The following is a 19,859-nucleotide window of genomic DNA, read 5'->3' as shown; positions in this document are numbered from 1 at the left end:
TGCTCTCTGAACTCGTCAGCATACTGTTTCTTGGAAAGATTCATTTTTTATCTCAAATTTAAAGGGTTCTAAAAATTTGAGGCGACAACTATTTTGACGCGGGGGGTGAATGTCAATTGTAAGGCCTGACCCTGTTGATTTGACCCTGATGATTCTTCTGATGATTCTTTGGCTCGACCTATGCGCCCGGTGATAAAGTAATTCAGCGCATCAATAATTACGACAAGGATGTGTTTAATGGCGACATTGGCATCATCAAAAGCATCGACATTGAAGAAAGCCAGGTCCAAATTCAATTTGATGAACGGTTGGTGGATTATGAATTCAGCGATCTTGACGAAATTGCCCTGGCCTATGCCACCAGCATTCATAAAGCGCAAGGTTCCGAATACCCGGCCGTGGTCATTCCGCTGGCTATGCAACACTACATGCTACTGGAGCGAAACCTGCTTTATACCGGTGTAACACGCGGCAAACAACTCGTTGTGGTGATTGCCCAAACCAAAGCATTAGCGATGGCGGTTAAAAATCAGCGCTCACAACGTAGAATCACACACTTGGTCGCCAGGCTGAATCAAAAATAATCATACAGTTATCTTTAAGGCGCTATATGCTAAACCGAGCCTGACTATAGCGTCCTCTGCACCCTGAATAAGAATGGGGGCCGTCGGGTGTGAGCCGAATCACGAAAACTCTTCAATGTAGCAACCTAATGTAAATTTCTACCAATTGCCATCTGTGCTTCAGAGCCGAATATTTTTTCAGCGTCAGTGTTCCAGTATATTACTAGCTCGTCTTTATCTATATTCTCCCATCACGCTCATTTGCACCACATCAGAAAATTTCGCACAAAAATAGTGCGCCAAGGTTTGCAAGCAATGTGACCATTTTCATGTTCGGGTTTTTATAGGTCATTGGTTTAAGGTTTGTTTTCTAAGTCTTCGCGGTATAGATGACCAGCGCAAACTTCTGGCCTAAAGGTTGCAGATTTTAATAAATCCATCTAAATCAGTGATTTTCTTATGAAAGACAAGGCTACCCTCCAAAGCATAAACGCGGCTGAAGAAGATCCTCATACCGGCCTCTCCAAAGAAGCCTTAAAGCACGCTTTTTTAGATAATTTATTCTACGTGCAGGGAAAATTTCCTGAGCTAGCTACGCAACATGACTATTATTTGGCCTTAGCTTACACCGTACGGGATCGCTTGTTGCATTGTTGGATTAGCACGGCTGAAACTTACACCCGCCAGAAAGCGCGGACCGTAGTGTATTTTTCGGCCGAATTTCTACTCGGTCCGCATCTGGGGAACAACCTGCTCAATCTGGGTATAGCGGAGCAGGTGCGTCAGGTGCTTCCGGAGCTGGGTTTAATCTACGACGAACTATTGAGGCAAGAAGTAGAGCCGGGGCTTGGAAACGGTGGCTTGGGCAGACTGGCTGCCTGTTTCCTGGATTCTATGGCGACACTTGAAATTCCGTCGCTGGGTTATGGTATTCGCTACGAGTTCGGCATATTCGCGCAAGAAATCATCAACGGTTGGCAGGAAGAAAAAACCGACAAATGGCTGCGTTTTGGCAACCCTTGGGAAATTCAGCGCCCAGAATGGGCCGTCGAAATCAAACTGGGCGGACATACCGAAACCTATCTGGATACCACAGAAACGATGCGGGTGCGCTGGATACCTGGCTGGACCGTATTAGGCACGCCTTACGATACCCCGATTCTGGGCTACCACAACAATACCGCCAATACCCTCAGATTATGGAAAGCCGAGGCGACCGAATCGTTCGATCTAGGTAACTTTAATCGCGGCGATTACTATGGCGCTGTACAAAAAAAACTAGTCTCTGAAAACATCACCAAGATTTTGTATCCCAACGACGAGCAAATTCAAGGAAAAGAATTACGTCTGCAACAGCAGTATTTTTTTGTTTCGTGCTCATTGCAAGATATGTTGCGCATCATGCAGGTTCAGGAAATTCCTTTAACGCAATTTCACGAAAAATTCACTGTTCAACTTAACGACACCCATCCGGCGGTTGCCATCCCGGAATTGATGCGCTTGTTGGTAGACGAGCATGCCATGGAGTGGGATTCGGCATGGGCCATCACGCAAAAAACCTTTGCCTATACCAACCATACCTTGCTGCCGGAAGCCCTTGAGCAATGGCCGTTGAATCTGTTCGCACGCATATTACCCAGGCATTTGGAAATTATCCTTGAAATTAATAGCCGTTTTCTAAATGAAGTCAGAATCCGCTTTCTGGGTGACACCGAACGTCTGGCTCGCTTGTCGTTGATCAATGAAGCCGGCGAGCGATACATTCGTATGGCGCATTTGGCCAGCGTCGGCAGTCATGCCATCAATGGTGTAGCGGCATTACACACCGAATTGCTCAAAAAAGACGTGTTAGCCGATTTTTATACCCTGTGGCCGGAAAAGTTCAGCAATAAGACCAATGGTATAACGCCCAGGCGCTGGCTGGCTTTATCTAACCCTAAATTGACCAAGCTTATATCGCAGAACATTGGTGAATCCTGGATCAAAGAACTTAGTCATTTAAAACAACTGGAACCTTTTGCGGAAGAACCGTCATTTCGTTCAGAGTGGCGCTATATTAAACGTTCGATCAAAGAAGATTTTGCTTCCTATTTGCGCCACAGCACCGGTTACATCATCGATCCGCAGTCCTTATTCGAAGTTCAGGTTAAACGTATCCACGAATACAAGCGGCAGCATCTCAGCGTTTTGCACATCATTTCCTTGTATCACCGCATGAAGTCCAATCCCAATAAGGACTTCGTACCGCGTACCTTTATTTTTGGCGGTAAGGCGGCACCCGGTTATTACATGGCCAAACTGATCATCAAACTCATTACCTCTGTGGGCGATGTCATTAATAATGACCCAGCCGTCAGGGATAGATTGAAAGTGGTTTTCATGCCCAATTTCAACGTCAGCAACGGTCAGCGAATTTATCCTATAGCCGATCTATCAGAACAAATTTCAACGGCCGGCAAAGAGGCATCAGGCACCGGGAATATGAAGTTCTGCATGAATGGCGCACTGACTATTGGTACGCTGGATGGGGCAAATATTGAAATACGTGAACAAGTGGGTGCGGAAAACTTTTTTCTATTCGGTTTGGATGCAGACGAAGTACAAACGCTTAAATCTCAGGGTTACAACCCTATGGATATTTATCATTCCAACCCCGAACTTAAAGCCGTTATAGATCTGATTTCAGACGGCTATTTTTCGGGGGGCGATCGAGAACTATTTAGACCTATCGTTAACACTCTACTGCAGGGTGACAACTACATGCTGCTGGCTGATTACCAGTCATTTGTCGACTGCCAAAATCAAGTAGGTCTGGCTTACCTAGATACCGAACATTGGACACGCATGTCTATATTAAATGTGGCCCGTAGCAGTTTGTTTTCCTCCGATCGCACTATCCAGGAATATTCTCGGGATATCTGGAAAGTAAACCCCGTCAAGATTGACTTGTTAACGCAAGAGGATGTGAAAAAAAGTATGCAAGCTTTTTTATGATTAATCGCAACTTCTGGAATTTACACGAAGTATTGCTCTAACATAATTAGTATGTGGCATACAAGACAGGTCTACTAATTTAGTGATTGATCTGAATCCGTGACTTAAAAAGCCGAAAATGCCCCTATCTTAATGATTTAGAAGGCCTATTTTTGGATAATACGCCTATTCCATTTTTCAACCAGCGAGTGAGTCATGCAGCGGTTTATCCTGGATCAATCCGAAACTGAATTTTATACCAGCCATTCCGGATTAGCCTTGGTCGGTTTATGTTTAAATCGGTATGGCAAGCTTAATCAGGCCTTGGAAAAAGGCATTCCACTACCACACTGCATTCTCATGCGGATATTATCAAAAGCACTATCGGCACCCTTTGTCTGGGCAAAAGCGATTTCGAAGCCATCGAAAACCATCGTAATGACGACTATTTCAAGGCCGCGTTGTCGATTCAGCACGTGCCGTCCAGCGCCCGTCTCAGACAACGCTTGGACGAACATGCCGACGCCTTGTTGCCGATCGTTTATCACAGCAACATCGATTTTCTGGCCCACGCCCAGGTGCCGGTGACGCCGTTTGCCACCGGGCATGTCGCGCTGGATATCGATGTTTACCCCATGAACAACGAAAAAACCCGTAAGGAAGGCGTTTCCAGAACCTATAAAGGTTTTGATGGGTACGCCCCGATTGCCCTCTACTTGGGCAAAGAAGGTTGGTGCATCGGCAATGAACTGCGCGAAGGCAAGCAGCATTGCCAGTATGAATTCCGCTATGCGCTGGAACGCGAGCTGGCAGCGGCGAAACGCTTGACGGCTTTACCTTTACTGGTGCGCTTGGACGGCGGTCATGATGCACTCGACAATCGTATCGTGTTACACGCAGCCGACCGGGTGGATTTCATCATCAAATGGAATCCGCGCAAACAGGATAAAGACGCCTGACTAGCCTACGCGGAACAACGCGGTGAAAGGACTGCTCCGCGCGAAGGCAAACGCGTTGCCTTGTTCAGTGTCATGGAACAACACAGCCGACACGGCAAAACCTATACCTGCCGCCGGGTCATATCCACAGGGCACAAGTGCAAATTACCGAGCGCACGATGACACCGCAAGGCCAACTGCTGCTGATGCCCGACATCGAAATCGAAGGCTGGTGGAGCAGTCTTGATGCAGCCGAGTATGACGATGAACGGATCATCGCCCTCTATCGCGACCATGCCACCGCCGAACAATTCCACAGCGAATTCAAAACTGATCTGGATATCGAGCGCCTGCCGTCCGGCAAATTCGCCACCAATGACCTGATCATGACGCTCAGCGCTTACAGCTATTTATGCCCTTCAGGGTACAATATCCTGCGCTGGATCGGCCTGATTGGCTTGCTCGGTGAACAAAGTCCTATCCGGCATCCCGCCAAACGGCGCCGTATCAAAACCGTGATTCAGGAACTCATGTATCTGGCTGCGCGACTCATTCGTACGGGTCACCGTTTAAAACTCCGGTTCTCGCAGGCCTGTCCCGGCTTCATCGCCTTTGAAGCCACCTACGCCAAACTCGCCGTCGGCTAGCGACTGATTGATCCAGCATCGACAGCCCGCAATCCATCACTGCGAAACACAGCGGTGAGAGAATCCTTCGTTTAAAATCCAGCCACTTTATCCCGCCCGGGAAAATGCGCCTGATAATAGGGTAAATTTCCGGCCGTCAAACTCGATTGCAAGGAACGCACTTTTAAACCAAGCGAATTTTGGAATAGGCAGCAAGATAAAATGTCAGGCAATATGCGGAGTCACGGATTCAGGGATCAATAAACAGGCGGCGATTCGGCAAGTGTGTCAATGGGTCGTAATTGGCTTGAAACCAAATGAGTTCCTCGGATTTTTTCTTTTCGGTAATATCGGAAAACAGTGCGACCCGCCTATGTACCGTGCCGTCGTCATTGAAAACCGTATTGATAATGACCCATTCCATGTAAGTATCGGAATTTTTGCGCCGATTATAAATTTCGCCTTGCCAACGGCCCGTTGTGTTTAGCGCATGCCACATGGCTTTGTAAAAGGCCGGTGATTGTCTGCCGGAACTGAGAATTCCGGGATTTTTGCCAAGGACGTCTATTGTGGTGTAACCCGTGCAGGTAGTAAAGGCCGGATTAATGGAGATGATGCGATTTTCTTCGTCGGTGATCATCATGGCCTCGCTGCTATTTTGCTATACCAAGGCGGCTAGGCGTAGCTCGTCTTCCGCAATTTTTTGCTCGGTTATGTCGCGGGCCGCAGCGTAGATAAGATCTCCCTTAGGGCAAGCGTTCCATTGAATCCAGCGCCATGAACCGTCTTGATGCCGATATCGGTTCACGAAATTATTCATCGAGGTTGACGCGGAAAGAACTGTCATGGCCTCTTTAGTGGCAGGGACATCCTCTGGATGCACAAATTCTAAAAAGGGTTTGCTTTTAAGTTCGGTTACGCTATAGCCCAGTAGTTGTTGCCAGCGAACATTCATTTTACGAAAGTATCTCTGCATATCCGCAATACAGCACAAATCCAAGGCATTATTGAAATAAGCGTCCAACTCTTCTGTTTTCAACCGAAGAGCTTGTTCGACTTGCTGGCGAGTACTTACATTTAGCGCCATCAAAATGCCGGTAACCGCTATGACTAGCAGGTAACACCAAAAATTTTGTAAGCTGCGTTGCTGGTTTTTCGCAAAAAAAACCGGTATTTAGATCACTACCCAGATAGCCAATGGCGGCGACCATCATTAAAAGCAGTGTTACCCCCATGGCAGCCGAATCGAAATGCTCCCCATAAAATCAGCAGAAATACCCAGTACCCGCGCGAAAGCTCGCCGAAAGTTTCCTTAAATAAATCCAAAAATAGCATCATGGAAACGATAAATGACAGCAGGATATAAATAAGTGTTTCGAATATACGCTTGGTGCGATTAAACCATCCGCTGGGTAGATGCCGCCAGACCAGTACAAAAGGCGTGCAAACAACAATACCCAATATGTCGGCTTGCCACCAATGAAAAACGTTAACAAGTAGCTTGTCCGTCCCCAAAAGGCCAAGGTAGCCCTGGGCGAAACTGCCGAATAGCGCACTAATGCAGGAGGTTAACGGTGTGACGACGAAGAGGGTGATGAAGTCGCTAGTGCTCAGTGAGTCGCTATCGAAATCGCGGTTGTAGGTTTTGATTAAGCCTGATGCGCAATAAACTTCCAAAGCATTCGCGAAGGCTATGGACACCGCAATCGATAATGGTTCAAGGACTAATCCCGCGGCTAGCGAGCCTATGATTATTCCAGGCCAGGTTTGCCGTCCTGAAATCAACATAATGGCAAGCGCAACGCCATTAGGCATCCAAATAACCGTGCCATGGTGATTGATGATAGATGGAATTGCCATCAAATATGCGCTGGTAACATAAGCCATCGCCAATCCAGCGAGCCGTAACAGGTTAGCTATCCGATAGGTGGAGTTAAGGCTCAAAAATTCTTCTCTTAGATAATTAGATCGGCACAGGAGGCATTAATCTTTGATAATGGAAATGTTACAAAATCATTACATTATTAGAGTTAAGGTAATTGGCCGAAATTTTTTTGAATCAATCCGTGCGGCTATGGAGACGCCTAAGTCTTTCTCGCAGATAGGCAATGTTAGGTTTTTATTGGCATGAATCGACGGCATTTTTTTAATGCCTGAATTGCTTTGATTGTGTGTACGTTACAAGCTTGGGTTTGTGCTACAGGTAGAATGAGACGGGAGTAGGCGTGTGCCTATTTGCGTCCGCGGCTGTGTTTGAAAGGGGTTTGAATGGATACGAAAATGCTAGCCTGGAACCGGGCCGGGATGCAGATATTTTGTGACTTGGTCGGCGGGTAGTGGGTAACTAAAAAAATAACCTTGCCCGTCCTGGCATCCTTCCCGCCGCAAAATGTCAAGTTGTCCTTGGGTTTCCAAGCCTTCCGCGATGGTTCGCATATCAAACCCATTCGCTAACTGGATAACTGAACGAATGATGGCAAGATCACGGTCGTCCACTTCCAAATTACGGATAAATGAATTATCAATTTTAAGTTTATCGACACGAAACCGTTTTAAAAACGCCAGGCTTGAATAGCCTGTACCGAAGTCGTCTATGGATAATGTGAAGTGTAACATCTTGAATTTTTTCATAATTTCCATAATATAATCAACATCCTGAAGCATGATGGCTTCGGTGAGTTCCAGTTCTATATATTGAGGGTCTAGATCGTGCTGTTGAGCCAGGCCGGTAATCATTTTGATAACGTCGCCACGTTTGAAATGAAGCGATGATAAATTGATAGCCACTCTGACCGGTGCATAGCCTTGGTTTTGCCAAGCCTTTGCCTGCCTGCAGGCTTCGTTTATCACCCATTCGCCAATCGGAACGATTTGTCCGGTCTGTTCGGCAAGCGGGATAAATTTATCGGGCAGCATCAGGCCTTTTTCCGGGTGATTCCAGCGTATCAATGCTTCTATCCCAACCAATTGAGAACTGCTCAAATTAAATTGCGGTTGGTAATACAAAACAAACTGTTGTTTCAGTAGAGCATTCGCCAATCCGTTACGCAAGCGCAAGCGTTCCATCGCATCGATATTCAATTTATCGGTATAGAATCGATAGGTATTGCGACCACTGTCTTTGGCGTGATACATCGCCGCGTCCGCTAGATTTAACAAGGTTTCAAAATCATCGCTATCAACGGAATACAGGGCAATACCTATGCTGGCAGTTGTGGTCAGCCGATATTCATCGATTTCAAATACTTCGCCCAGATGGATAAGAATGTTCTGCGCCACCAGCGATACTGAATGAGAATCCGGCATATCAGTGAGCACAATGACAAACTCATCGCCGCCCAAGCGGCAGACAGTATCAACCTCCCGCACGTTGGCTTCTAAACGCTTGGCCGTGGCTATTAGCAGGCGATCACCAATTTCATGTCCCAAAGTGTCATTAATGTTTTTAAATTGATCCAAATCCAGATAAAGCAGGGCTACAGAACCGGCATCGTGCCTGTGGGTTATGCCCACCGCTTGATCAAATCGGTCGCGCAACAAAAGACGGTTAGGCAATTTTGTCAGAGGATCGTGATAAGCCAGGAAAGTGAGCATGGCTTCATCGGCTTTACGTTTGGAAATATCGCTAAAGATTGCAACATAATTACATAAGGTGCCGTCGCTATCATGCACCGTGCTGATATTCAGCCATTTAGGATAGATTTCACCGTTTTTGCGCCTATCCAATATTTCGCCATGCCAGGTGCCTTCGGTAAGGATGTGTTGCCACATCTCCTGGTAAAACGCTTTATCATGCCGGCCGGAAGACAGAATACGCGGATTTTTATTGGCTACTTCATTTAAGGTATAGCCGGTTATTTGTGTGAAAGCATCATTGACATAAACGATGTTGTTGTGTTGATCGCTGATCAATACGGCCTCATCGCTATTCGACAGCACTTTGCTCATCAGACGTCCCTGCCGCTCATTTTCCAGCCGGTCTGTAATTTCTTGCCCCAAAGTGATTAAGGCTTTACGGCTGCCGTTTGCTTCGAAAATAGGTGTTTTAATCATTTCAAACACACGGCTACGGTACAGGTTGTTTTCTTTCGACGGGGGGGTCGACAGGGTCAATTCAACGGGTTGTCCCGTTTGCCATGCCTGCTTATCAAATTGTTGGCTAATTTCAAAATAGTGGCGGCATTTCTCATCGCAAATAGCGGTCAGTTCAGCGCAGGTCTTGCCTTGCCACGCTTTTCCGACTAATCCGTATAGCTCTAGACAGGCGTTGTTTGCAATTTGCCATCGGCTTTGTCCATCCTTTAACGTAATTAAGTTTCTAGTGGTATTGATCAACAAAAAAAAGTTTTCTTCATTGACAAATGTTGCCGGTTTGCCGATTTGACCGATAAAACGATAACCCTGCCCATATTCGGTTTTTATCAATAATTCCGTGCCGGGGCTTGTCTGGCGTAGCGTCGATTTCAATATAGACAGACAACGGGAGATACTTTCATCCGAGGTGGGGGTGTTATTCCAGACTCTGGCGATTAAATCATCCTTGGAGACTCGTTTGCCGGCATGCTTCACCAGTTCAAGCAGCATGTTGAATTCCTTAGGGTGCAGGCCGACGGGCTTGCCGGCAAAGGAAAGGCCTAGCTCGCTGTCTATCACAAAGCCATAAAAATCGGCGTGAAAATGATCTTCCATGGCTTAATCGGCCTCTAGCGAAATGCTGTTTATAGTGATTGTTTTGTCTGTCTGACGAAAGTAGATGATGTGGAACACAAGCTCTGTAATTAACAGTTTAATTTAACAAGCCAAGATACCAATACTTACAATTTAAATCCTTATGGAAACTTGTTAAGGATTGCCTGCCTAAATCCTGAAAAATCATTTTAACGCGAATTCTCAGTGCATCTGCAGGGGAGTCATTTGTCTATTATCAACGTTAGCGTAACGCGGAAGGAATTAAACGCCGATATACAGAGTAGGTAAGCAATAGATTTTCGCAGCTCATATTTTGTGTTATTTCTGCTTACTTTGTAAGGTTATTGGTGTTTTTACTACAAAATGGACCAAAACCCCATTTGTTAAAAAACATGACGATTATATTGCCTTATAAATCAACGTCTTATTAATTATGGAGCTGGCATTTTAATTGCTTTTAGGCAAGTGCCGGGCCGTGCCGTTATGCTCAAAACGTGCAAGCCGGATCGGCAATTTATTTTCTCGTCGTGAGGTGTTGATATGTTTGAAATCGTTGTATTGGCCATGATGCTGTTTTTATTCGCGGCATGCCTATATACCCCGTTCGCTAATTGTGTTCGGTATTTTACCCAATCCGAATCCCGCCAAGACGGCCCGTCCGCGCCCAGCGTGATTCAGTCCGGCAAATCCGCGGAAAGCTACACGTTTTTAATGCACTTAAAAACCGAAGTAGAAGCCGAGCTGTTTCCACGTCCAACCGACTCGGTATTGCGTCGACATTATGATGCCCTGGTGGCGGTTGAGCTGCAAAATCGGCTGGCGTTGATGGCCGAATAATCGCAGGTAATCGGATTTGCGGGCAGGGACGCCGCAAACCGTTTGGTATTTACTATCAAGAGATCAAGGCAAGGATGCGGCTAACAGTTGCAGGGGATGCACAAATTTTTGCTCGTTCAAGGCCGGGTCGGCATTCAGAAAACACATACAACCGAAATTACTACTCACCAGCATCCGCGCGGCGGATGCGCTAATGGCTTGGGTTTTTAGGCTTCTTAGTGCCTTGGCATTCTCCGGGTGGCTCAGCATATAGCTGCCGCCGGCCCCGCAACAAATTTGATTGTCCGGCAGCGGCGCGACCGACAAGCCCGGTATTTTGTCCAGCAAGGCATAGACCGCGTGTTGGTTTTTCAGCAGGTTGCGCTGGCTGCAGGGTTCATGCACGGCCACGCTGCTATCGACCGGCTTCAATACCAAATCTTCCGGCCAATGTTGTAATAAAAATTCATTAATGTCGGCCAAACGGTTGCTGAACAGTTGCACGGCTTGTTCATCCTCGGCCCGGTATTCGCTCAGCATGGCGCCGCAGCCGCTAGCGGTGTGGATCACTGCGTCGACGGGCAATGCATTAAAGACTTGCAGATTGTTGGCAATCAAGCCTGCGGCAGCTTGGCCGTTGTGTTGATGAATGGCGCCACAGCAGCCTTGTCGCGGCGGCACGGAGACCTCAAAGCCGATGGCATTCAATAGTGTGATACTGGCTAACAAAGTATCACGATCGAATTGCTCTGCAATGCAACCGGTAAACAAGGCCACGCTGCCGCGTCGGTTTACGGCAGTCGGGTAAGCCGGCTTTAAAGGGGTTAAAGCGGGTGGGGTAAGCAGTGCTTCCGCTTCGGCCAGCCGCAGTTTTTTCAACCAGCCGGTTTTGCGTAACGGTTTCCGCATGCCGGATTTTAGATAAAGGCCCAACAGCGGCATTAAACGGTTGCGCCGGCGTTTTTGCTCTATGACGCGGAAAGCCAGTTTCGCCAGCCAATTCCGTGGGGTTTGCAAGGCTGCCTGAGCCTGATCGAATAAGTTGCCATAGGCCATGCGGCTGGGACAGACCGATTCGCAGGCTCGGCACTGCAGGCAATTATGCAGGTGTTGATGTTCCATATCGCTGAGAGGCTGGTTTTCGACCAATAGCTTGCTGATGCTACGAATCCGCCGCCGAGGCGTTTCTTCGTCGATTTGAAACAGCCGAAAGGTCGGGCAGCTGCCGACGCACATGCCGCAACGCATGCATTCAGCGGCATCGGGGATATACGGGCCGCTGCCGATGGGTTGGCTGGTTTTGCCGGCGGCGTTGAAATCCATCTCCATAAAATCGAACATCTCAGCCTTCCATCATTGTAGTGTAAGCCCGTCTCAGTAATTCCATTTCCGCCGGTGGCCGGCCGCGCAGTTCCGGCAGGGTGCGCATCCGGCAGTCGCGGCTTTGCATTAACTGATGGGGTGGGTCCAGCAAGGTAAAGCGGGCCATGTGCACTGTTATGATGCCACCGGGCGTATCGATTTGTTCGCTAAAACCCGCTTCGACACGCAGTAAATCATTATCCAGCTGCAACAATTGGTTGATTTGATTGACCAGTACCGAGGGAAGGATATTGACTTTAACTTCCGCAAACTCTTCCGGCTCCAGCGGGCTGGACAAGGCCGGCAAGGCTTCCGGAAAACAAACGCTGCCGTTGGATTGCTGGGCGAACATGACCAGGGCGCTGATATCGCCTTTATACATCAGCAGCAGACGATGCCGCGCAAAGTCCATCGGGTCGCTCATAAAATTAATTGATACCCGGCTGTTTACCGTAACGGTCCCACAAGACTTTATAGCTGCTATCCAGCCGGGACAGCCGGGCGTCCACCCGTTCCAGCAATTGGGTTTTGGCGAAGCGCTGGTTTTGGCCGGCGGCATACCAGCTTTCCATTTGCTGTTTGAGTTGGGTTCTTTCCGAAGCACAATCGGCAATCTGTTGTTTCAACCAACTCAAGCTGATCGATGGAGTCAGTTCCGCGATCCGGTAACGCAAGCCCTGGCTGAAGATTTTTACCCCGCCGCCTTGGGCCGCGGTGTGATACAAGGTGCTGGGGTCGGTGATCTCCACCCCGGCCAGATAATCGACGCCGAACTCATGTAACTGCGGCAACCAGCGTACGGTGGGGCCCATTAATACGGTTTTGGCATTCCAGGCTAATTCGGCCAGGCGCGGAAAGGTTTTGTTGGGAATGGAGCTGGCGGTCAAAAACACCCAATCGGCGGTCGGCAATAAAAACTCGCAGGCGGAGTCGGGCAAGTCATCCGCGGCGGGTTGTTTCTCCAAAACGCTCAGTTGCATCAAATCTTGATAGCGCTCAATGCCGGGGTAGTGGCCGATCACCACCACTTTTTTATGATGCAGTTGCGGTAAAAAGTAATCGAAGACAGCGAGATTGGCGTGACCGGCCTCAGGCTGTAAAATCACTGATTCCGGCAAGGGACGACTGTTAATGCAGCTGTTGATCGCGGCCATGGCCACCGCCGCCTGATACGGGTTCCAGTCCAGAATCCAGGACGCCAGATCGGTAATCGGCTTGCCGGTCAGATTGCCGGACCAGGACAGGGTGCGGGTAGCGTGACCGGGGCTCATAGCCAGGCCGAGGCCGGCTTGATCCTTGGTTTTACAAATGGTCCATACCAACCCTATCATTAGATTGTCCACCACCGCTTCACTACTGCAGTGATCCAGCAACAGTTCATACACATGTTTGGGATTGGCCATGACGATACCTATTGGGGAATGTCGAGCAATTTGGCTTCGGTTTTGATGTTGTCCTGTTGGCCCCAGGCATTAATGGCCTCCACGAAGAAGTGCTTTTTGCTGGGGTGGGGCTGGACGACATCGTATTCGGCATAAAAACTGCCGTCACCATGAAATTTAATTTGTCCTATACGTTGTTTACCGGGTTTGTACCAATAACCGACCAAGTCCTGACTTTGCGTGAAAGGGTCGGTTACCAAGCTAAACTCGGCCGCGTCGAAGTTAGGCGGGTTGATGTTGGTTTGCGTTGAAAAACCCAACTTGGCGATATTCTCGCCGATGCGCCGGCAAACCGCCGTACCGAAGTCGCGTTTAGCGGCTATCTGTTGTTCGAGGGCTAGTATCATCCGGCCTCCGGCTCCAAAGCAGCGGATAATTGCATGATCACGGAAACGCCGGATTTATCGTCCGGATCGAGCACTTCCATTGCCGCCAAAATGGCCCGGGCTTCATCAGCCAGGTCCTGGCGTAACTTGATGAAGGCCAGAGCCTTCAGGGTATACAGATAAAACAGCGCGGTTTCGCTGGCATACATGTCCCATTCGGCGGCTTGGCGGGCGAGTTGCCGAAAATCGACCGGAAATTCGCCTTGCCGGGCGGCCTGACCAAGGCCGGCCAGCACTTCGCGTTCGGCTTCCTGCAAACGGCCTTGATAAAAATAAAATTTATACAAGGCAAAATAGGTTTGCAGACAGCCAGGGTCGAGTTGCTGTGCCTGTTTAAACAGTTTTTCCGCCAGCGGTTTTTCGGCATGGCTGGCCGCCACGGCCTGTTGCAGCAATTGGTTGACTGCCTTGGGCAAATGAGGGCTAAACAGCACCCGTTCTTCAAAGAGTAATCTTTGAGTCATGGCTTACCAAACCTCGGCGGGCACGACCAGGGTCTCAACCGGCGCACCGCCAAGCAGATGCTGTTCGATGATGGTTTTGACGTCGTCTTTAGCCACTTTTCCGTACATGACACCCTCCGGATAAACCAACACACTTGGGCCCATCATACAGGGTCCCATGCAGCCGGTGTTGGTTAACGCGATTTTTTCGAACAGGTTGCGGCTTTGAATTTCGTTCATGAATTCATTCATCACCTCGGCACAACCACTGGCGGCGCAAGAGCCGCGCGGATGTCCCTCGGGACGGTTTTGGGTACAGACGAAAACGTGTTTTTCTGGGCGTGGCATGATAGCTTTCCTCTTTTGTTGGGTTTAACTTTTAGGTGTCGCTATCGCGACGGTTATATTGAAGTCGGTTCGCGGACCGACAGCCGCGATACTTTCTTTTGCTTCGCCAAAAGAAAGTATCCAAAGAAAAGGCGACCCGAATTTCGCCTTTTTCCTGCGCTTTTACGAAAACCATCCATGGTTTTCGCCCTCTGGACCAGCCATGTGGCTGTTCAAATTTGCTCCTGGCAAATTTGTCGATTTTGACGAAGGTTTTCGAAGGGCCGTCCTTGGCCCTGCGAAAACGAGCGGCTTCCTGCCGCTCACCTAAAGGGCCTTTTTCGTCAAAATCTGCGATGCTCGGGGCGAAATAACGGGACTAAAATCGCACTGAGTTGCTCTATTGGTTTAAATAAAGTTTTTGCTTTTACCCTTCGTATCGAACAATCTTTGTTATTCGCGGAGTGTAAACTCCCCTAATACCGCGCCGAGCACCGGAGGTTTTGAGCGGATCAGCCCTTAGGGGCGATGCAGGGATGCATCGTGTTTCCCGCCGGGGCTGGGAAGCCCCTTCGGGAAACCCCGTTCAAAGCCTTTGGCGCGCAGGATCATCGCGGTATCGGGGTGTCCTTTCTTTTGGGTGCTTTTCTTTGGACAAGCAAAGAAAAGCACCTCGGCTGTCGGTCCGAGAACCGACATAAAAACTCGTCGCGTCAGCGACACAAATCAAGCAGCAGCCTTATGCTCATGGGTAAAACAATCCTTGGGACAAACCTTGGAACAGGCTTCACAACCTATACAGTCCGCGGCATTCTTCAGGCTCATCACCATGCTGTTATCGTCCTCGTCTTCAAAGTCACCGTAGTCGTCGCCGAAATCCTCGGCGGACAGCACCTCGTCTTTTTCCACCAGATCGAATACATCGCGTGGGCAGACTTTGAAGCAGCGGCCGCAGCCGATGCAGTTGCGCTGATTGATGTCGGCTACATACGACGGTGTCCACACTGTGCCGCCGAAAGTGGTGCCGGTTACAAATTCGCTCATATCCGTTACCTCACGCTGTTGCCGCGGACGCGGCCGTTAGCTTTTGGTTGGCTTCATCCCAGGCTTTACAGGCTTCGTAAGTGTTTTGAGCGATGCCCATCAGTTCGCCGTAAGCGTCCGGTAGCCTATCCTCGATCAAGTCGTGCAATTCCATGGCTGCTTCGCTGGCCAAACGCTTGGTCTTTTTGACCTCTTTTTCCAATTTTTTCAGTTCTTCGTCAGTCATGAGATTTCTCCTCAGGCTTCCGCTACTTCTTTATATTGTTCAATCAAAGCAACGGCTTTTTCGATAACGGCTTCTGTCTTGGTGGATAAATCTTCCAGGCTTGGAAAGCCGAACCTGTGCACATCGCGCAGGGTTTTATCCACCACGATCAATTTGCCGACCAGCACAAACGCCCGGCCGAAGCCTTCGTGGGTGATATTGATCACCGGGACGGCCATTTTGCCGGCGCGTTTTTCGATCAACGAGGCAATGCTGTTGTAATAGGCTTTGATACGGGCCAGCGTGATTTCGTCCGGGTCGCCGATGATGGGGATTTCCCGTTTGCGCTCCTTGGTCATCACCAGCGGGTCGATGATTTTTTCGTCCGACCAACCTTCGTACGTGTCGTAGGTATCGAGTGCGCGAAGTTGTTTGAGCATTTCGACGACGACAGCGGACGTCATGAAGGGTTCGCCGGTTTCTACGGCTAAAGCTGCTTGGGACATGGTGATCTCCTGTTTGTTGAATTCAGTTGTTTGGGTTGCTTTGCAACGGTAATAGGTTGCCGGTTATTCATCCCAGCCTTCCTGCTCCATTTCGTCGAAGCGCTGTGGATCAGGGCCTTTATTCTGATTGATGGCTTTGGCCAGCCAACTGGATGGACCGGCTTTCATTTCAGTCTGTAAATCGCTTAGCAAGTCTTTTATGGTGCTGCCCTCATGCACTTTGATCGGTTGTATGCCCTGGGCGATGATTTGTTTAATCGCCGAGGCACCGACCGCCTGGCAATACACCGCCGAACAGCCGTCCAGCAATTGCAGCTTCACCGACAATTTGTCCTCGTTGCCATCCTGCGCCAATTGACCGAATTGGGCAGCTTCCATAAGCTCTGCCTGTTCCGGATTGACGGCATAGACGGCAAACGATTTCGCAGAGCCGAAATGCTGATTCACATGCACCATATCGGTGGTGGCAAAAGCGACTTTGATGGCGGTATCCATCGGGATCTCCTGTTCGGATTGATGCACGACCTGCATGCGACGGGTTAATGACATGACGGCGCACAGGTTTGACGTTCGGACTCGGGTTTTTGCGCATACGGCGAGTAGTAAGGCTCGATCTCCTCATGGGCGAAATTAATCACTAGGTTGGCCAGATCGAATAAGCTCTGGCGGCTGCCGCGATAGCCAATCCAGGTTTTTTGATAACCGCCGATGACATCGTAAAGCGGAAAACCAATACGCAAAATCGGAATGCCCAGACGCTCGGCGCTGGCCACGGCATGCGAGTTGCCGATCAGCAGTTGCGCCTTGCGTTCCTTGGCCATCACTTCCAAATCTTCCAGATCGCCTATCTTGATACTGTCCACCGGCGCCGACGCCAGCACCGGGGTGTTGCCGGCGCAAATAGCGGCAACTACCTCGGCGCCCATGCCTTGCACTAAATGGATCAAGGCGTTGAGCTGGTCGGGATCGGCGGCTATGGCAACCCTTAGCTGACCGAGCATGAAATGGGTATCCAGCATGGCGTCCTGCAACTGCGCACGCTGACGTTCAATCTTTTGCGGTACCGGCATTTCGCTGATGTCGGCCAGCGCCATGATCAGCGCATCGTTGGCTTGCAAGCCATACAAATGGTCGAAATAATGGCTGGGTACACCGGTTTTTTCCTGCAATAACTGGCCGGATTTACGCAGGGAGGCGCCAATCACCAGCGTAGCTTTAGCCTCGCCCAGCGTCGCCAGTTCCGATACCGGCGTGCCGCCTATGGTCACCGGTGAAAAATCGTCGTCAGTCAAGCTGCCGTCCAGGGAGTCGGATAAATCCGGCACCAGCACCGGGCGTAAATTGAATTGTTCGATCAAATCGCGCAAGGCTTCCAGATCGCCTGGCGTCAGCATCGGGCTGACCAAACAATTCACCTGGCGCTGGCGAATGCCGGGCTGGGTGCCGGCACTGGCGGCGTCCGGCACCAAGGCCTTGACGATTTCATAAATGGTGGCGGCGTAACCCGTCTCCACGCAGCCGGTAAAGTCGGGGGTATTGACAGCTACCACGGCCACATGGGCGTATTCGGGGTATCTTTCGCGAAATTCGCGAAGGTTGCGATGCACGTCGCAGCCTTGGGTTTCGGCCAAACCCGTGGTCAACACCGCGATCAGGGCCGGATTGGATTTTTCGGCGATGGCCTTGATGCCTTCGATGACGTTTTCGTCGGCGCCCAGCACCGAGCTGGCCTGATCCATTGCCGTGGTCTGCAACGGAATCGGCTCACGAAAATGCCGTACGAAGAATACTTTGGCAAATGCGGTACAGCCTTGCGAACCGTGCAGCATCGGTATGGCTCGATCAAAACCCAGACAAGCCAGGGAACCGCCGGTAGGCTGGCTGGCCTTTAAAGGATTGACCGATAGGGCTTTGTTGCGTTTGACGATTTCAGCCATTTCAAGCCGCCCGAGCCGCTACCGGCTCTTGTTCGACTACAGTATTCGACTTTTTCAAGCCGGCGCTGCGCCAGGGCGGTGTCGCCCGCACGGCTTCCCAAACCGGGCTTTCCAGGGTCAAGGCCAATTGCCTGACCAGTTCCAGCATGCCTTGATAACCTTCGTAGCCGAATTCGCGTTCCTGATTGATGTCCAGGAAAGGAATGCGGGCTTTTAACGCGGTGTACATATTGCGGCCGCCGGCGATCAAGATGTCGGCTTTGTAATCGGCAACCACTTTTAACAAGGCTTTCGGGCTGCCGTCTTCTATCATCAATGTCTCTTCGCCCATCAGTTCGCGAATGCGGGCTTTGTCCTCTTCGGTGGATTTTTTGGTACCGGTGGCAACCACCACCATACCCAAATCCTGTAACGCCGAGATTACCGACCAGCTTTTTACGCCGCCGGTAAATAACAGTACACGTTTACCTTTTAAACGTTCTTTCCACGGCGCCAGGGCTGCGCGAATGCGATTCTCCTCGCGAGCGATAATGGCTTCGGTGCGTTCGATCAAATCGGCATCGTTGATTACCCTGGCAAAGTCGCGCAGCGCCAGGCTGGTGTCGGTGATACCGTAGAAACTACCTTCGAACCAGGGCGTGCCGTAGCTTTGCTGCAGTTTGCGGGCCACGTTGACCATGGCTTTGGAGCACACCATCATATTGACTTCGGCTTTGTGCATGGTTTGCACTTCACGGAAACGCGCATCGCCGGACAAGGTGCACAGCACCCGCAGACCCATTTCGTCCAGTAGCGGCAGCACGTGCCAGAATTCGCCGGCAATGTTGTATTCGCCGACCAGATTGACATCGTGAACCTTGATGCCGGGGCGCTCGGTGCCAAGCGGTAGCGGATCGGGATCGCGGGTACCGATGACATGATTGACCATGGCGTCGCCGGCTATCCGGTTACCCAGGTTTTTGGTGCCGTAAAAACCGGCGCAATCGATAGGCACTACCGGCACGCCCCAGCGTTCGGCGGCGGATTTGCAGGTCGCATTAATATCGTCACCGACTAAGGCAGGCACACAGGTGTTGTAGATGAATACAGCGGGCGGATTATAAGTTTCGACGGCTTGTTTGATGGCGTGAAACAGGCGTTTTTCGCTGCGGCCCATCACCACGTCTTGTTCGGTTAAATCGGTAGTCATGCCGATGCGGTAAAGCTGCGAACCGGATGAACGCGTGCCGCGGTTATCCCAGGAACTGCCGGCACAGGCGATAGGACCATGAACGATATGCGCCACGTCGGCTATGGGTAACAAGGCAATCTGCGCCCCGTCAAAAGCACAACCACCCGCGGCCGAACCGGGTTTGGGTTTGGCACAGCCGGACTTTTCCTTCTTGTTATGCTCACAAGCCGGTTCGTCCAGCAGTTCCGCAATATCTTTGGTCGATTTCATGGCAGCACACCTCGCTTTTTGTTTATAACAAAGCAACGGCTGTGCCAGTGTTTAAGACGTTGACTTTGTTAGATTTATTAAAGTAAGGCTTTGTAGTAAATGCTACAAAGCGCTGTGAATAAGCCAGGATAGCTACATTAAAATCACAAAATCGCGACAAT

21 protein-coding genes and 3 pseudogenes are annotated in these 19,859 nt (G+C 49.9%); 6 read left to right on the top strand and 18 right to left on the bottom strand.

Annotation, left to right across the window (positions count from 1 at the left end):
* Positions 1–182: 182 nt before the first annotated feature.
* A pseudogene (locus M0R33_RS08925) lies at positions 183–287 on the top strand (hypothetical protein); the annotation flags it as partial.
* Between the two features lie 24 nt (positions 288–311).
* Complete coding sequence (locus M0R33_RS08920; protein ID WP_292567956.1) at positions 312–584, top strand: ATP-binding domain-containing protein; 273 nt, start codon at positions 312–314, stop codon at positions 582–584.
* A 125-nt stretch (positions 585–709) separates the two neighbouring features.
* Here the strand turns inward: M0R33_RS08920 and M0R33_RS24400 are convergent, their stop codons facing one another.
* Complete coding sequence (locus M0R33_RS24400; protein WP_366043439.1) at positions 710–805, bottom strand: PAS domain-containing protein; 96 nt, start codon at positions 803–805, stop codon at positions 710–712.
* Positions 806–1,022: 217 nt separating this feature from the next.
* Between M0R33_RS24400 and M0R33_RS08915 the strand changes: the two genes are divergently transcribed.
* Positions 1,023–3,557 (top strand): glycogen/starch/alpha-glucan phosphorylase, encoded by a 2,535-nt coding sequence (locus M0R33_RS08915; RefSeq protein ID WP_292567944.1) that lies wholly within the window; start codon positions 1,023–1,025, stop codon positions 3,555–3,557.
* A gap of 195 nt (positions 3,558–3,752) precedes the next feature.
* A pseudogene (locus M0R33_RS08910) lies at positions 3,753–5,121 on the top strand (IS1380 family transposase).
* A 229-nt stretch (positions 5,122–5,350) separates the two neighbouring features.
* On the opposite strand, the pseudogene M0R33_RS08905 reads toward M0R33_RS08910, so the two are convergent.
* From M0R33_RS08905 to M0R33_RS08890, 4 genes and pseudogenes are all read right to left on the bottom strand, one after another.
* Positions 5,351–5,749 (bottom strand): annotated as a pseudogene (locus tag M0R33_RS08905) (PAS domain-containing protein); the annotation flags it as partial.
* Positions 5,750–5,761: 12 nt separating this feature from the next.
* Complete coding sequence (locus M0R33_RS08900) at positions 5,762–6,187, bottom strand: PAS domain-containing protein (RefSeq protein WP_292567942.1); 426 nt, start codon at positions 6,185–6,187, stop codon at positions 5,762–5,764.
* Positions 6,188–6,282: 95 nt separating this feature from the next.
* Positions 6,283–6,987, bottom strand: a complete 705-nt coding sequence (locus M0R33_RS08895; protein ID WP_366043432.1) for an MASE1 domain-containing protein — start codon at positions 6,985–6,987, stop codon at positions 6,283–6,285.
* 396 nt (positions 6,988–7,383) lie between these two features.
* Positions 7,384–9,789, bottom strand: coding sequence for an EAL domain-containing protein (locus tag M0R33_RS08890; RefSeq protein WP_292567938.1), 2,406 nt, complete (start codon positions 9,787–9,789; stop codon positions 7,384–7,386).
* A gap of 540 nt (positions 9,790–10,329) precedes the next feature.
* Between M0R33_RS08890 and M0R33_RS08885 the strand changes: the two genes are divergently transcribed.
* Complete coding sequence (locus M0R33_RS08885) at positions 10,330–10,626, top strand: hypothetical protein (RefSeq protein WP_292567936.1); 297 nt, start codon at positions 10,330–10,332, stop codon at positions 10,624–10,626.
* Positions 10,627–10,689: 63 nt separating this feature from the next.
* Here the strand turns inward: M0R33_RS08885 and M0R33_RS08880 are convergent, their stop codons facing one another.
* From M0R33_RS08880 to M0R33_RS08855, 6 genes are read right to left on the bottom strand one after another with little or no spacing between them, the layout of a single operon-like run.
* Complete coding sequence (locus tag M0R33_RS08880) at positions 10,690–11,946, bottom strand: (Fe-S)-binding protein (protein ID WP_292567934.1); 1,257 nt, start codon at positions 11,944–11,946, stop codon at positions 10,690–10,692.
* A 1-nt stretch (position 11,947) separates the two neighbouring features.
* A complete protein-coding gene (locus tag M0R33_RS08875; RefSeq protein ID WP_292567932.1) occupies positions 11,948–12,391 on the bottom strand; it encodes a hypothetical protein in 444 nt (147 codons plus the stop codon).
* A 4-nt stretch (positions 12,392–12,395) separates the two neighbouring features.
* Positions 12,396–13,370 carry a DUF364 domain-containing protein gene (locus M0R33_RS08870; RefSeq protein ID WP_292567930.1) on the bottom strand — a complete coding sequence of 325 codons (975 nt, stop codon included), beginning with the start codon at positions 13,368–13,370 and terminating at the stop codon, positions 12,396–12,398.
* A gap of 8 nt (positions 13,371–13,378) precedes the next feature.
* The gene (locus tag M0R33_RS08865; RefSeq protein WP_292567928.1) at positions 13,379–13,756 is read right to left on the bottom strand and encodes a hypothetical protein; all 378 of its coding nucleotides are present in this window, start codon (positions 13,754–13,756) and stop codon (positions 13,379–13,381) included.
* Entirely contained in the window at positions 13,753–14,259 is a 507-nt protein-coding gene (locus M0R33_RS08860; RefSeq protein ID WP_292567926.1) for a hypothetical protein, read from the bottom strand. The genes M0R33_RS08865 and M0R33_RS08860 overlap by 4 nt, the downstream gene beginning before the upstream one ends.
* Positions 14,260–14,262: 3 nt before the next feature.
* Positions 14,263–14,586, bottom strand: a complete 324-nt coding sequence (locus M0R33_RS08855) for a (2Fe-2S) ferredoxin domain-containing protein (protein ID WP_292567924.1) — start codon at positions 14,584–14,586, stop codon at positions 14,263–14,265.
* Positions 14,587–14,644: 58 nt separating this feature from the next.
* On the opposite strand from M0R33_RS08855, the gene M0R33_RS08850 reads away from it, so the two are divergent.
* Positions 14,645–14,896, top strand: a complete 252-nt coding sequence (locus tag M0R33_RS08850; RefSeq protein ID WP_292567922.1) for a hypothetical protein — start codon at positions 14,645–14,647, stop codon at positions 14,894–14,896.
* 188 nt (positions 14,897–15,084) lie between these two features.
* Here the strand turns inward: M0R33_RS08850 and M0R33_RS08845 are convergent, their stop codons facing one another.
* The 7 genes from M0R33_RS08845 to nifE all read right to left on the bottom strand — a co-directional run bounded on the left by M0R33_RS08845 (position 15,085) and on the right by nifE (position 19,698).
* Entirely contained in the window at positions 15,085–15,264 is a 180-nt protein-coding gene (locus tag M0R33_RS08845; protein WP_292567920.1) for a hypothetical protein, read from the bottom strand.
* Positions 15,265–15,291: 27 nt separating this feature from the next.
* Positions 15,292–15,609 carry a ferredoxin III, nif-specific gene (fdxB, locus tag M0R33_RS08840; RefSeq protein ID WP_292567918.1) on the bottom strand — a complete coding sequence of 106 codons (318 nt, stop codon included), beginning with the start codon at positions 15,607–15,609 and terminating at the stop codon, positions 15,292–15,294.
* 10 nt (positions 15,610–15,619) lie between these two features.
* Entirely contained in the window at positions 15,620–15,835 is a 216-nt protein-coding gene (locus M0R33_RS08835) for a CCE_0567 family metalloprotein (RefSeq protein ID WP_292567916.1), read from the bottom strand.
* An 11-nt stretch (positions 15,836–15,846) separates the two neighbouring features.
* Positions 15,847–16,320: a NifX-associated nitrogen fixation protein gene (locus M0R33_RS08830; protein WP_292567914.1), complete on the bottom strand. Its 474-nt coding sequence runs from the start codon at positions 16,318–16,320 to the stop codon at positions 15,847–15,849.
* A 63-nt stretch (positions 16,321–16,383) separates the two neighbouring features.
* Positions 16,384–16,815: a nitrogen fixation protein NifX gene (gene nifX / locus M0R33_RS08825; RefSeq protein WP_292567954.1), complete on the bottom strand. Its 432-nt coding sequence runs from the start codon at positions 16,813–16,815 to the stop codon at positions 16,384–16,386.
* 44 nt (positions 16,816–16,859) lie between these two features.
* Positions 16,860–18,257, bottom strand: coding sequence for a nitrogenase iron-molybdenum cofactor biosynthesis protein NifN (nifN, locus tag M0R33_RS08820; protein WP_292567912.1), 1,398 nt, complete (start codon positions 18,255–18,257; stop codon positions 16,860–16,862).
* Position 18,258: 1 nt separating this feature from the next.
* A complete protein-coding gene (gene nifE, locus M0R33_RS08815; RefSeq protein ID WP_292567910.1) occupies positions 18,259–19,698 on the bottom strand; it encodes a nitrogenase iron-molybdenum cofactor biosynthesis protein NifE in 1,440 nt (479 codons plus the stop codon).
* Between the last annotated feature and the right edge of the window lie 161 nt (positions 19,699–19,859).

Source organism: Methylomonas sp., from assembly GCF_023228165.1.
Classification (GTDB): Bacteria; Pseudomonadota; Gammaproteobacteria; order Methylococcales; family Methylomonadaceae; genus Methylomonas.
The sequence above is the reverse complement of the archived record's forward strand: the minus strand, read 5'-3'. Positions and strand labels throughout refer to the sequence as shown.

Excerpts from the sequence above, each read along its gene's own strand:
- M0R33_RS08915 (WP_292567944.1), top strand. The coding sequence starts at position 1,023 with ATGAAAGACAAGGCTACCCTCCAAAGCATAAACGCGGCTGAAGAAGAT.
- M0R33_RS08900 (WP_292567942.1), bottom strand. The coding sequence starts at position 6,187 with ATGGCGCTAAATGTAAGTACTCGCCAGCAAGTCGAACAAGCTCTTCGG.
- M0R33_RS08895 (WP_366043432.1), bottom strand. The coding sequence starts at position 6,987 with ATGGCTTATGTTACCAGCGCATATTTGATGGCAATTCCATCTATCATC.
- M0R33_RS08890 (WP_292567938.1), bottom strand. The coding sequence starts at position 9,789 with ATGGAAGATCATTTTCACGCCGATTTTTATGGCTTTGTGATAGACAGC.
- M0R33_RS08885 (WP_292567936.1), top strand. The coding sequence starts at position 10,330 with ATGTTTGAAATCGTTGTATTGGCCATGATGCTGTTTTTATTCGCGGCA.
- M0R33_RS08880 (WP_292567934.1), bottom strand. The coding sequence starts at position 11,946 with ATGTTCGATTTTATGGAGATGGATTTCAACGCCGCCGGCAAAACCAGC.
- M0R33_RS08875 (WP_292567932.1), bottom strand. The coding sequence starts at position 12,391 with ATGAGCGACCCGATGGACTTTGCGCGGCATCGTCTGCTGCTGATGTAT.
- M0R33_RS08870 (WP_292567930.1), bottom strand. The coding sequence starts at position 13,370 with ATGGCCAATCCCAAACATGTGTATGAACTGTTGCTGGATCACTGCAGT.
- M0R33_RS08865 (WP_292567928.1), bottom strand. The coding sequence starts at position 13,756 with ATGATACTAGCCCTCGAACAACAGATAGCCGCTAAACGCGACTTCGGT.
- M0R33_RS08860 (WP_292567926.1), bottom strand. The coding sequence starts at position 14,259 with ATGACTCAAAGATTACTCTTTGAAGAACGGGTGCTGTTTAGCCCTCAT.
- M0R33_RS08855 (WP_292567924.1), bottom strand. The coding sequence starts at position 14,586 with ATGCCACGCCCAGAAAAACACGTTTTCGTCTGTACCCAAAACCGTCCC.
- M0R33_RS08845 (WP_292567920.1), bottom strand. The coding sequence starts at position 15,264 with ATGTCGGTTCTCGGACCGACAGCCGAGGTGCTTTTCTTTGCTTGTCCA.
- fdxB (WP_292567918.1), bottom strand. The coding sequence starts at position 15,609 with ATGAGCGAATTTGTAACCGGCACCACTTTCGGCGGCACAGTGTGGACA.
- M0R33_RS08835 (WP_292567916.1), bottom strand. The coding sequence starts at position 15,835 with ATGACTGACGAAGAACTGAAAAAATTGGAAAAAGAGGTCAAAAAGACC.
- M0R33_RS08830 (WP_292567914.1), bottom strand. The coding sequence starts at position 16,320 with ATGTCCCAAGCAGCTTTAGCCGTAGAAACCGGCGAACCCTTCATGACG.
- nifX (WP_292567954.1), bottom strand. The coding sequence starts at position 16,815 with ATGGATACCGCCATCAAAGTCGCTTTTGCCACCACCGATATGGTGCAT.
- nifN (WP_292567912.1), bottom strand. The coding sequence starts at position 18,257 with ATGGCTGAAATCGTCAAACGCAACAAAGCCCTATCGGTCAATCCTTTA.
- nifE (WP_292567910.1), bottom strand. The coding sequence starts at position 19,698 with ATGAAATCGACCAAAGATATTGCGGAACTGCTGGACGAACCGGCTTGT.